Genomic DNA, 14099 nt, shown 5'->3' on the forward strand with positions numbered 1-14099 from the left:
TCAGTACATCCACCAAACGCTCGAACGGCACATCCGCGTTCGCGAACGCCGCCAGGTCCGTGCGCCGGACCTGCTCGAGCAGATCGCTGAACTTACCGCCCAGATCGACCTCGTTGCGCAACACCAGCGTGTTGACGAACATGCCCACCAGATCGTCGAGCGCACGCTCGCCACGACCCGCGATCGGCGTGCCGATCGCGATATCGGTGCTGTTGGACAACCGCGCCGCCCACGTCGCCAACGCCGCGTGCACGACCATGAACACCGTCACGCCGTGCGCGCGCGCCACCTCCTCGAGCGCGCGATGCAGCTGCGAGTCCACCGAGAACGCGTGCAGCCCACCAACGTTCGACGCGACCTCCGGACGCGGCCGATCCGCGGGCAACTCGATCTGATCCGGCAGATCCCGCAACTGCTCGGACCAGTAGCCGATCTGCTTGGCCGCCACCGACTCCGCATCGTCCTCGGAGCCGAGCACCGCACGCTGCCACAGCGCGTAGTCGGCGTACTGCACGTCGAGCGGCGCCCAGCCGGGGGCTTCCCCGCCGGCGCGCTCGGTGTAGGCCACCACCACGTCGCGCAGCAGCGGACGCAGCGAGAAGCCGTCGGCACTGATGTGGTGCATGACGAGCACCACGACGTGACTGCGTTCGTCGACCGTCAGCAGGTCGGCCCGGAACGGGATCTCGCTGGTCACGTCGAAGTGCACGCTCGCCAGTTCGACGATGCGCGAAGGCAGTTCGGTGCTCGGCACCCACTCCGTCGTCAGATCGAAGCGCACCTCGTCGGCGGACAGGACGCGCTGGTAGCCCTCGCCCTCCACCTCCGGGTAGACGGTGCGCAGCGCCTCGTGGCGCGCGATCACGTCGCGGATCGCGGCCTGCAACGCGACCGCGTCGAGCGTGCCGGTCAACCGGATGGCGACCGGGATGTTGTTCACCGCGGTGCGGTTGTCGAAGCGGTTGAGGAACCACATCCGCTGCTGCGCAAGCGAGAGCGGCACCAGCTCGGGTCGCGGCTGCGCGACCAGCGGCGCCTTGCCGCCCGAGCCCGTGGCCGACTCCACCTTGGCGGCCAGCGCGGCGACCGTGGAGGCCTCGAACAGGGTGCGCAGCGGGATCTGGGTGTCCAGCGCCTCGCCGAGCCTGGCCGCCACCTGGGTGGCGACCAGCGAGTTGCCGCCGAGAGCGAAGAAGTCGTCGTCCAGGCCGACCCGCTCGATGCCGAGCACGTCGGCGAACGCGCTGGCCACGATCTGCTGCACCGGGGTGACCGGCGCCTGGAAGACCTTCGCCTCGAACGTCGGCTCCGGCAGCGCCTTGCGGTCCAGCTTGCCCGAGGTGTTCAGCGGGAACGCGTCGAGCACCACGAAGGCCGCGGGCACCATGTAGGCGGGCAGCTGCGTGGCGAGCGCGGACTTGACCCGCTCGATATCGATGGCCGTGCCCGGCCGCGCGATGAGGTAGGCCACCAGCTGATCGCCGGTGCGCTCGTCGGTGCGCACCACGACCACCGACTGCGAGACCTCGTCCAGCCCGGTCAGCGCACCCTCGATCTCGCCGAGCTCGATGCGCAGACCACGCAGCTTCACCTGGAAGTCGGTGCGGCCCAGGTACTCCAGCTCACCGGCGGGCGTCCAGGCCACCAGGTCGCCGGTGCGGTACATGCGCACGCCGTGGCCGAACGGGTCGGCGATGAAGCGTTCGGTGGTCAGATCCGGACGGGTGACGTAGCCGTAGGCCAGCTGCGCGCCCGCCAGGTACAACTCGCCCGGAACGCCGACGGGCACCGGCCGCAGACGCGAATCCAGCACGTACACCTGGGTGTTGAACACCGGCGCGCCGATCGGCACGGTGACAGTGTCGGCGTCGGTGACCTCGTGGAAGGTCACCTCGACGCCCGCTTCGGTGGGGCCGTACAGGTTGTGCAGGCGCGCGCCGGTCAGCTCGCGCAGGCGCTGCGCGGTGACCGCGGGCAGGCCTTCACCGGAGGCGAAAACGTTGCGCAGGCCGGTGCATTCGGCCGCGCGCGGCTCCACGACGAACAGCGACATCATCGACGGCACGAAGTGCGCCGTGGTGATCTGCTCGTCGATGATGAGCTGAGCCAGGTAGGCCGGGTCGCGGTGGCCGTCCGGCTTGGCGATCACCAGGCGGGCGCCGACCTGCAAGGGCCAGAAGAACTCCCACACCGACACGTCGAACGTCGCGGGGGTCTTCTGCAAGACCACGTCGTCGGCGGCGAGGCCGTACTGCGCGTGGCCCCACACCAGGCGGTTGATGATCGCGGCGTGCGAGACCGCCACGCCCTTCGGGCGGCCGGTGGAACCCGACGTGAAGATCACGTACGCGGTGTTACCGGTGCGCAGCGGCCGGTGCCGGTCCGCGTCGGTGAGCGGCTCGTCGGAGTACCCGGACAGGTCGAGCTCGTCGATGCGCACCTGGCGTGCCAGCGCTACGTCGAGATCCGCGCCGGAGGTCAGCACGCAGACTGGGCCCGCGGTGTCGAGGATGTGCTCGATGCGTTCGGCCGGGTTGTCCGGGTCGAGCGGCACGTACGCGCCACCAGCGGCGGAGACCGCGTACATGCCGACCAGCAGGTCCAGCGAGCGGCGCATGCCGAGGGCCACATACGATTCCGGGCCGACGCCGTTCTGCTTGAGCCAGCGCGCCAGGCGGTGCACCCGGCTCGCGAACTCGGCGTAGGACAGACTCGTCCCCTCGAAGGTGAGCGCGATCGCGTCCGGGGTGCGCGCGACCTGCGCCTCGAACAGCGCGACCAGCGTCGCGGCGTCGTCGTCGCCGACGGGCGAGGCGAGGGCCGCGTCCACCGCGAATTCGGTGTCGTTCCACTGCTTCAGCACCAGCGCGCGCTCGGCGGCGTCGAGCAGCTCGATGTCACCGATCACGGTCGACGGCGCCGCGGCGATCCCGCGCAGCACGCGCAGGAACCTGGCGCCGAAAGCGCCCGCGAAGGCGGCGTCGAAAAGGTCGGTGGCGTAGACGAGTTCGGCGTCCATCTCGGACGCGCCGTCCGGCACCTCGCTCAGCGTGAGCTGCATGTCGAACTTGGCCGTCGGCTGATCGATGCCGAGTTCGGACACCGTCAGACCGGGCAGCTCCAGCGACGTGCGGCCCATGTTCTGGAACGAGAGCATCACCTGGAACAGCGGGTGCCGCGCCTGCGAGCGGGCCGGGTTGAGCACCTCGACCAGCCGCTCGAACGGCACGTCCGCGTGCGCGAAGGCTTGCAGGTCGCGTTCCCGGACCTGGGCGAGCAGATCGGTGAACGACGCGGCGGTGTCGATCTGGGTGCGCAGCACCAGGGTGTTGACGAACATGCCGACGAGGTCGTCGAGCGCCTGCTCGCCACGGCCCGCCACCGGGATGCCGATGGCGATGTCGTCGGCGCCGGACAGGCGCGACAGCAGCGTCGCGAAGGCGCTGTGCACCACCATGAACAGCGTGGTGCCGTTCGCGTGCGCGACGCGGTTCAGCTCGTCGATCAGCTCGCCCGGCACCCGGAAGCGGTGTGTGCCCGCCTGGTAGGAGGCCACGGTCGGGCGCGGCTTGCCGGGCAGGCGCAGCTCGTCGGGCAGATCGGCCAGCGCCTCGCGCCAGTAGTCGAGCTGCTCGGAGATGAGCGAGGTGGGATCGTCCTCGTCGCCGAGGGTTTCGCGCTGCCAGAGCGCGAAATCGATGTACTGGACGGCCAGCGGCGGCCAGCCGGGCTCGGAGTTCGAAGTACGCGCCACGTAGGCGGTCATCAGGTCGCGCACCAGCGGCCGCATGGAGAAGCCGTCGGCGGCGATGTGGTGCACCACCACCGCGAGCACGTAGTCGCGCTCGCCCACTTCGTAGATGCGCAGTCGCACCGGCGGTTCGGCGGTGACATCGAAGCCGCGGTTCACGAATTCGTAGAGCGCGCCGTACGTTTCGGTCTCGTCGACCTCGACGACGTCCAGTTCCGGAATGGCGTGAATGGACGGCAGCACCCGCTGGTACGGGACGCCTTCCTGCGACGGGTACACGGTGCGCAGCGACTCGTGCCGCGCGATCACGTCGCTGAGCGCACCGCGCAGCGCGCTCAGATCCAGCAGACCCCGCAGCCGGACGGCGGCCGGGATGTTGTAGGTGCCCGCCGCCGCGCCCGGCTCGGTGCCGAGGTCGAAGCGGTTGAGGAACCACATGCGCTGCTGAGCGAGCGACAGCGGCGGATACTCCGGCCGGGTGCGGGCGCTCAGCGCCTGGCGCACACCGGTACCCGCGTGCGATTCGACGCGGGCGGCCAGCGCGCCGACGGTGGGCGCCTCGAAGAGCGTGCGCACGCCGACCTCGGCGTCCAGCGCCTTGCTCAGCCGCGCCGCGACCTGAGTGGCGACCAGCGAGTTGCCGCCGAGCTCGAAGAAGTCGTCGTCGACGCCGACACGGGTGACGCCGAGCAGATCGGCGAAGATGTCCGCGACGATCTCCTCGATCGGCGTGGACGGCGCGCGGAAGCTCTTGGCCTCGAAGACCGGCGAGGGCAGCGCCTTGCGGTCCAGCTTGCCGGAGGCGTTGACCGGGAAGGCGTCCAGCACGACCAGCGCCGCGGGCACCATGTACCCGGGCAGGGACGCGGCGAGGCCCGCCTTCACCATCGTCGGATCGACTAGGGAATCCGCTTCGGCGACAACGTAACCCACCAGCTGATCGCCCGCGTGCGCGTCCGAGCGCACCACGACCACCGACTGTGCGACACCGGGCTGCGCGAGCAGCGCCGCCTCGATCTCGCCCAGCTCGATGCGCAGACCACGCAACTTCACCTGGAAGTCGGTGCGGCCCAAGTACTCCAGCTCACCGTGCTTGGTCCAGGTGACCAAGTCACCGGTCCGGTACATCCGCGAACCGGCCACACCGTAGGGGTTGGCGACGAAACGATCCGAGGTCAGATCGCTGCGACCCAGGTAGCCCAGCGCCAGCTGATCGCCCGCCAGGTACAGCTCGCCCGCGACACCCGGCGCGACCGGGTGCAGGCGCGCGTCCAGCACGAACACCCTGGTGTTCCACACCGGACGGCCGATCGGCACCGATACCTCGTCGGTGTCGACGACCTCGTGGTAGGTGACGTCGACCGCGGCCTCGGTCGGGCCGTAGAGGTTGTGCAGACGCGCACCGGTCAGCTCACGCAACCGCTGCGCGGTCGGCGCGGGCAATGCCTCGCCCGAGGCGAACACCTGGCGCAGGCGCGAGTCGGGCAGGGCGGCGGTGTCGCCGTTCTCCTCGCCCGGTGTCGCGTTGCCCAGCGTCGAGACGAACACCGACAGCATCGACGGCACGAAATGCGCCGTGGTGATGCCTTGTTCGGCGATGATCTGCGCGAGGTACACCGGATCGCGGTGGCCGTCCGGCTTCGCGACGACCAGCCGGGCGCCGGTCTGCAAGGGCCAGAAGAACTCCCACACCGACACGTCGAACGTGGCGGGCGTCTTCTGCAACACGGCGTCGTCGGCGCCGATCGGGTACTCGTGCTGCATCCACAGCAGGCGGTTCACGATCGCGGCATGGCTGACCGCCACACCCTTCGGCCGACCGGTCGAACCGGAGGTGAAGATGACGTAGGCGGTGTTCCCCGGCCGCAGCGGGCGCGACCGTTCGGCGTCGGCGATCGGCGCGCCGCTGGTCTGCGCGGAGCTCGGCAGGTCCTCGACGTACAGCGCGGTGACCGCGTCGTCGGTGACGAACCCGTCGCGGCGGGTGGTCAGCAGCAGACTGGGCCGCGCGGTGTCGAGGATGTGGCCGATGCGGTCGGCGGGCTGATCGGGATCGAGCGGCACGTAGGCGGCGCCCGTCTGGAGCACCGCATACATCGCGACGACCAGCTCCGTCGAACGCCGCATGGCAAGCGCCACCAGCGATTCCGGGCCGACGCCGGAGGCGATCAGCTCCCTGGCGATGCGGTTGGCGCGCTCGTGGAGCTCGCGGTAGGTGAGCTGTTCGTCCTCGTAGGCCAGCGCCATGGCGTCCGGGCTCGCCGCCGCCTGCGTGTCGAACAGCGAGATCAGCGTCTCCGCGGGCACCGCGTGGGCGGTGTCGTTCCAGTCGACCAGGACCTGCGCGTGCTCTTCGGGCGCGAGCAGATCGATGTCGCCGATCGGCACGTTCGGATCGGCGATGACGGCCGCGAGGACGCGATCGAGGCGGCGCGCGAAACCGGCCACCGTCGACTCGTCGAAAAGGTCGAGAGCATAGGAGAACTCGGCCGCCATGCCCGCGGCCTCGCCCTGCTCGTCCTGGGTCTCCTGGAGGGTCAGCTGCAGGTCGAACTTGGCCAGGCGGGCGTCGTAATCCACGCCGTGCACCGAAAGGCCGGGCAGCTGCAGGGTAGCCTGCTTGGTGTTCTGGAAGGCAAGCATCACCTGGAACAGCGGGTGGCGCGCCTGCGAGCGGGCCGGGTTGAGCACCTCGACGAGCCGCTCGAACGGCACGTCGGAGTGGGCGAACGCCTGCAGGTCGGTGTCCCTGGCGTGGTCGAGCAGCTCGGCGAAGGTGCCCGCGCCGTCCACCTCGGTGCGCAGCACCAGGGTGTTGACGAACATGCCGATCAGGTCGTCCAGCGCGGCCTCACCGCGGCCTGCGACCGGCGTGCCGATGGCGATGTCGGAGGTGCCGCTGGCCCGCGCCAGCAGCACGGCGAGGGCGCTGTGCATGACCATGAACAGCGAGGCGTTGTAGCGGCGGCCCAATTCGACCAGGGCGCGCTGGGTTTCGCCGGAGATCACGAACGCGTAGGTGCCGCCCTGGTAGGAGGCGACCGCGGGACGCGGGTAATCGGACGGCAGCACCAGCTCGTCGGGCAGGTCGGCGAGCTCGCGAGTCCAGTAGCTGATCTGGCTGGAGATCAGCGAGCGCGGGTCGTCCTCCGAGCCGAGGATCTCACGCTGCCAGAGCGCGTAATCGGCGTACTGGACCGGCAATTCGGCCCAGGTCGGCGCCTCCCAGGTGGTGCGCGCCGCGTACGCGACGATGACGTCGCGCGAGAGCGGACCCATCGACCAGCCGTCGGCGGAGATGTGGTGCACCACCATGCCGAGTACGTACTCGGTCTCGCTGATCTCGAAAAGCCGTGCGTGCAGCGGCACTTCGTTGGTCACGTCGAAGGCCATGGTGGCCAGATCGATGAGGTGGTCGAGCAGGGTCTCCTCGGTCACCCGGTACGGCGTGAGGTCGGGCACGATCTGGGCCGCGTCGAGAACCACCTGCACCGGGCCGCCGTCGGTCTCCGGGAAGACGGTGCGCAGCGACTCGTGCCTGTCGATGACGTCGATGACCGCGACCTGGAGGGCGGCGACGTCGAGTTCGCCGGAGAGCCGGATCGCGACCGGGATGTTGTTGACCGCCGAGGAGGTGTCGAAGCGGTTGAGGAACCACATGCGCTGCTGCGCCAGCGACAGCGGCACCTCGTCGGGGCGCTCGCGCGCGACCAGCGCCTTGCGCGCGCCGTCACCCGCCTGCGATTCCACGCGGGCGGCGAGCGCGGCGACGGTCGGCGCCTCGAAGAGCATGCGCACCGGAACGCGGGTGTCGAGCGCGATGCCGACGCGCGAGGCGACCTGGGTGGCGATGAGGGAGTTGCCCCCGAGGTCGAAGAAGTCGTCGTCGACGCCGACCCTGGGCAGGTCGAGCACGTCGGCGAAGACCTGGGCGACGATCTCCTCGATCGGGGTGGTCGGAGCGCGGAATTCGCGCACCTCGAAGACCGGTGCGGGCAGGGCGCGGCGGTCCAGCTTGCCGTTGACGGTCAGCGGGATCGCGTCCAGCGCCATGAAAGCCGAGGGCACCATGTAGGCGGGGAGCCGGTCGGAGGCGGCGTGGCGGACCTCGTCGAGGTCGAGCTCGGCGCCGGGTTCGGCGACGACGTAGGCGACGATCCGCTGGCCGCCCGGCTGGTCCTCGCGCACGATGACCGCGGCCTGGGCGATGCCGGGCTGTTCGAGGACGGCGGCTTCGATCTCGCCGAGCTCGATGCGGAAACCGCGCACCTTGACCTGATCGTCGGCGCGGCCGAGATATTCGAGTTCGCCGAAGCGGTTCCAGCGCGCGAGGTCGCCGGAGCGGTACAGGCGCGAGCCCGCGGTGGCGGCGTCGGCGAGCGGGTTGGCCACGAAGCGGGTCGTGGTGAGGTCGGGGCGGCCGAGGTAGCCGCGCGCCAACTGCGGTCCGGCGACGTACATTTCGCCGACGACGCCGACCGGGACCGGCTGGAGCCGGTTGTCCAGGACGTAGACGCCGAGCCCGGAGATGGCGCGACCGACAATGCTGCCGGAGGCCGCCTCGATGGTTTCCGCGTCCAGCGCACGGAAGGACACGTGCACCGTGGTCTCGGTGATGCCGTACATGTTCACCAGCACCGGCGAAGAATCACCGTGGCGGGCAACCCAATCCGAGAGGCGACGCAGCTCGAGCGCCTCACCACCGAACACCACGTACCGCAGCGACAGCGGCGGGCCGACCGGTCCCGCGGCGCGGTCGGCCTCGGCGAGCTGATAGAACGCCGACGGAGTCTGGTTGAGGACGGTCACCCGCTCCTCGCGCAGCAGCTCGAGGAACTGCTCGGGCGAGCGGGAAGTGAAGTAGTCGACGACCACCACGGTCCCGCCGAACAGCAGCGGACCCCACAACTCCCACACCGAGAAGTCGAACGCATACGAGTGGAACAACGTCCACACATCATCGGGACCGAAACCGAAATCACGATCGGTATTCGCGAACAACCGCACCACATTCCGATGCGCGACCGCCACACCCTTCGGACGACCCGTCGAACCCGACGTGTAGATCACGTAGGCGACGTTGCCCGGGTTCAGCGGCGCGGAGCGGTCCGCGTCGGTGATCGGGGTGTCCGCGAAATCGGTGACGCCGGAGGCGAATTCGTCCAGCACCACGGTGGGCAATTCGTCCGGAACGGCCACGTCGACGGAGGAATCGATGACGACGCTGGTCGGACGCGAATCCGACAGCACGTACGCGATCCGGTCCGCCGGGTAGGTCGGGTCCACCGGCACGTAGCCCGCGCCGGTCTTCACCACCGCGAGCAGCGCGACGACCAGCTCGATCGAGCGCGGCAGGATCACCGCGACCAGCGACTCGGGCCCAGCGCCATCGGCGATCAGCCTGCGCGCCAGCACATTCGCGCGCCGATCGAGCTCGGCGTAGGTCAGCGACTCCGCGCCGAAGCGCGCGGCGACGTGATCCGGGTAGGCGGCGACAGCCTGATCGAACAGCGCGACCAGGGTGACGTCGGGATCGGCGAAGCGGCCCGTGCCGCCGTCGGCGCCGGAGAACACCCAGTCGCGCGAGACGGCGAGCCGCTCGTCCTCGGCGAGCACGTCGATCTCGCCGACCACGACCGCGGGATCGTCGACCACGCTGCGCAGGATGCGCACGAAGCGTTCGGCGAACGAGGTCACCGTCTCGGCGTCGAACATGTCGGTGGCGAACTGCACCGCCGCGGTCATGCCGCCGGGCTCGCCGTTGCCGCCGCGTTCCTCGGTGATGGTCCACTGCAGGTCGAACTTGGCGATGTCGACTTCGAGCTCGGTGGCGGTCACCGACAGACCGGGTAGCTCGAGCGCGCCGTGCGCCATCTCCTGGAAGGAGAGCATCACCTGGAACAGCGGGTGCCTGGCCTGCGAACGGGTCGGGTTGAGCACCTCGACGAGTCGCTCGAAAGGCACGTCGGCGTAGGCGAACGCCGCGAGGTCGGTTTCCCTTGTGCGCGTGAGGAAGTCGGTGAACTGGCTGCCGCTGTCCACGTCGGAGCGCAGCACAAGGGTGTTGACGAACATGCCGATCAGGTCGTCGAGCGCCTGCTCGCCACGGCCCGCGATCGGGGTGCCGATCGCGATGTCGCTGGTACCCGACAGGCGACCGAGCAGCACCGCGAGCGAGGCGTGCACGACCATGAAGAGGCTGACGCCCTGCGCGCGGGCCAAACTCGTGAGGGCGGTGTGCAATTCGGCGTCGATGTCGAAACGCACCGTGCTGCCGCGGAAGCTCTGCACCGGCGGACGCGGCCGATCGGTGGGCAGGTCCAGCTGGTCGGGCAGCCCGCCGAGCTGGCGTCGCCAGTAGGCGATCTGGCGGGCGGCCATCGAGCCGGGATCGGACTCGGAGCCGAGCAGTTCGCGCTGCCAGATGCTGTAGTCCTGGTACTGCACCGGCAGTGGCGCCCACGCGGGGGCCTCGCCGGCGGCACGCGCCAGATACGCGCTGGCCACATCGCGCGAGAGCGGACCGAAGGAGAAACCGTCGGCCGCGATGTGATGGACCACGAACGCGACAGCGTGATCGGGCGTTCCGTTGGTCGACCCGCCGGTCACCTGATAAATCCGCACCCGGATCGGCAACTCACGCGCCACATCGAAGCCCAGGCTGGCGAACTCGGTGAGCACACGCGCCAACTCGGACTCGTCGATCGCCTGCACCGAGATCGCCAAATTGATCTCGTCGTCCGGAACGACCTGCTGGTACCCGCCGTCACCGGATTCCGGGAACACCGTGCGCAGCGACTCCTGGCGCGCCATCACATCGTTGAGCGCGGCCTTCAGCGCCGACACGTCGACATGCCCACGCAACCGCACCACGAACGGCAGGTTGTAGGTCGGCGCGGCAGGATCGAACTGGTTGATGAACCACATCCGCTGCTGCGCCAACGACAACGGCACCCGCGCGGGCAGCTGCTGAGCCACCAACGGCGGACGCGAAACCTCACCCGGACCCGCGGCCTCCGCGCGCGCGGCGATACCCGCCACCGTCGGAGTCTCGAACAGCGCCCGCACACCGATCTGCGTACCGAACGCCGCACCGATCCGCGACACCACCTGCGTCGCGACCAGCGAGTTACCGCCCAGATCGAAGAAGTTGTCGTCGATACCGATCTGCTGCCTGCTCAGCACATCGGCGAAGATCCCCGCCACGATCTGCTCGGCCTGCGTCCGCGGCGCCCGATACCCGGCATCCGCGGCGAACACCGGCTCAGGCAACGCCTTACGATCCAACTTGCCGGAAGTGTTGAGCGGGAACGCGTCCAACACCATCACCGACGCGGGCACCATGTAGCTCGGCAGCTGCTCGGCCGCGAAACGCGTCAACTCCACCGGATCGATCGATAGACCCGGCCCCGGCACCACATACGCCACCAACTGCTGACCGGTCGCGGTGTCGACCACCAACACCGCCGACTGACTCACCGCCGGATGAGCCAGCGTCACCGTCTCGATCTCACCCAGCTCGATCCGCTGACCACGGAACTTCACCTGGAAGTCGGTACGACCGATGTACTCCAACGTCCCCGCGGGACTCCACCGCACCAGGTCACCGGTGCGGTACATGCGCTCACCGTTCGTGCCGAACGGGTTGGCGACGAACCGATCCGAGGTCAGGTCGGCGCGGCCGCGGTAACCGCGGGCCAGCTGGCGTCCGCCCAGGTACAGCTCGCCTGGCGCGCCGATCGCGGCCGGACGCAGCCGCGAATCCAGCACGTAGACCTCGACGTTCCACTCCGGGATGCCGATCGGCACCGTCACCGTGTCGGCGGCGGTGGCCTCCCAGTAGGTCACCGAGACCGCGGCCTCGGTGGGGCCGTACAGGTTGTGCAGACCGGCGGAGGTGATCGCGCGGAAGCCCGCGGCCGTCTCCGGCGGCAGCGCCTCACCGATCACGAACACCGCGCGCAGCGTCGCGCACTGCTCCGCGGTGGCGTGCGCGACGAACACCGTCAGCATCGAGGGCACGAAGTCGGTGACCGTCACGCCGTGCCGCTCGATCATCTGCGCCACGTACAGCGGATCGCGATGCCCGTCGGGCGCGGCGACGACCAGCTTCGCGCCGACCATCAACGGCAGGAAGTAACCCCACAGCGACACGTCGAACGTGGTCGCGGTCTTCTGCAGATACACGTCGTCCGCGGTCAGCCGGTACTCGTCGAGCATCCACAGCTGCTGGTTGACGATCGCGTGATGGGTGACCGCCACACCCTTGGGCCGACCCGTCGAACCCGAGGTGTAGATGACGTAAGCGGTGTTGGCCGGACGCAGCGGCGCCAGCCGATCCACATCGGTCACCGGCGCGTCGGAGAACTCCGACACATCGAGGGTGTCGATCTCCACCCGCCGCACCGACTCCGGCAACTCCAGCTCGTCGTGCGACACCGTCAGAATGCACACCGGATCGGCCGACTCCAGAATGTAGGCCGTGCGATCGGCCGGATGATCCGGATCGATCGGCACATACGCGCCACCGGCCTTGAGCACCGCATGCATGCCGACGACCAGCTCCAGCGAACGCCGCATACCCAGCGCCACCAGCGACTCCGGGCCGACACCGTCGGCGATCAGGAACCGCGCCAAACGGTTCACCCGCGCACCGAACTCGGCGTAGGTCAGCGTCTGGCCCTCGAAATCGAGGGCGACGGCGTCCGGCGTCAGCGGAATCTGCGCATCCAGCAACGCCGCCAACGTCGTGTCGGGAACGTCCTGCTCGGCGTCGTTCCACTCCACCAGCGTGGTCTCGCGCTCCGCGGCGGTGGTCACCGGCAGATCCCAGACCCGCGTCTCGGCGCCTGCGGCCAGGAACCGATCGAAGAACTCCAGGAACCGGCCGTGATGGGCGCGCGCCTCGTCGGCGGTGTAGAGGTTCGGGTTGGTCTCGAAGTCGATGTGCGACCGGGTGCCCGCGGCGAACTGGTAGAAGTTGACGCCCAGGTCCTCGATGCTGCCGGTGGACAGCACGTTCAGCTGGCCCGCCATCGGGCCGAGGTTCATCTCGCTGGCGAACAGCATGATGTTCACCCACGGGCCGAAGAACTCCGTGGTCACCATGCCGTCGCCCGCCGCGTCGCGGCGGATGTCCTCGTGCCGGTAGCGCTGGTGGCGCAGCGCGCCGGACACCTCGACCTGCACCGACTTCAGCAGCTCGGTGACGGTCGTGTCGTGCCCGACCCGCAACCGCAACGGCACGATGTTGGAGACCACGCCACCGGAGCGGCGCATGGTCGCGGTGGTGCGCGCGGTCACCGGGAGGCTGAGGATCACGTCCTCGGTGCCGGTGAGCTGCGCGAGGTAGGTCGCGAAACCGGCGATGAGCAGGCCGGCGGGCGAGTTGTCGTGCCGGGCGACGGCCTCGGCGAGCAGCGCGTCCTGCTCGGCCGACAGCGCGGCGCTGGAGATCCCGTTGACCGGGGCGGGCGGCGCGGAGCGACCGGCCAGGCTGGAGCCTTCCTCCAGACCCGCGACCCGCTCGGCCCAGTGCTCCTTGTCCGACTGGAAGCGGGCGCTGTCGCGGTAGGCGAACTCCGACTCGAGCAGCGACTTCAGATCGGCGGCCTTCGCCGGGCCCGGCTCGACGCCGTTCACCGCGGCCGTGTAGCGCTCCGCGATCCTGGTGAGGAAGGTCATCGCGCCGAAGCCGTCCAGCGCGATGTGGTGCGCCCGCGAGTACCAGAACCAGCGGGAATCCTCGAGCCGCAGGGCCGCGGCACGGATCAGGCGATCACCGACGATGTTCAGCGGACGGCTGTACTCGGCGCGCATCCACTCGACGGCGGCGGCCTCCGGGTCCACGGCGTCGCGCAGGTCGATGTACTCCAGGGTGGAGTCCTGCGCGGAGTCGACGGTCTGGAACGGCTGACCATCGCGCTCGACGATCTTCAGGAAGCCCGAGCCGAGCTCCAGCGCGGCCTCGCGGCTGGCACGTTCCAGCGCGGCGACGTCGAGGTCACCGCGCAGGTCGACGTACTGCGCGATATTGATCGGCACCTGCGGATCGACGTGCTGGGCATACCAGATGCCCAGCTGAGCGGGCGACAGCGGGAAGAATTCGCCACCAGCTTCGCCGTTCCCGCCGAAATCCAGCCGGTCCAACCGTAACCTCGCTTCCGGAACACCACGCAAGCGCTCCCCGACGACACCCGGACAGGACGCTCACCTTTTACAGCGTGGCGCCTGCGTTCCCGGGTTCAGTTCTCATATCAATCAGGCAAAAATGTTCACTGGCACTATCTGTCCAGATGGCCGATCTTGTTACATGGGCCCGACCGCGCCCACTACCCACCGACCGGCA

At 69.4% G+C, this 14099-nt stretch carries 1 protein-coding gene (only partly in view); it reads right to left on the reverse strand.

The window, feature by feature from the left end; all coding sequences use genetic code 11:
* Positions 1-13900: the start of a non-ribosomal peptide synthase/polyketide synthase gene (locus AC3EO7_RS03765; protein WP_435590447.1), read on the reverse strand. Its footprint begins 23381 nt before the window's first position; 13900 of the gene's 37281 nt are visible here — the first part of the coding sequence; the start codon lies at positions 13898-13900; its stop codon lies beyond the left edge, outside the window.
* Between the last annotated feature and the right edge of the window lie 199 nt (positions 13901-14099).

The organism is Nocardia sp. bgisy118 (genome assembly GCF_057708605.1).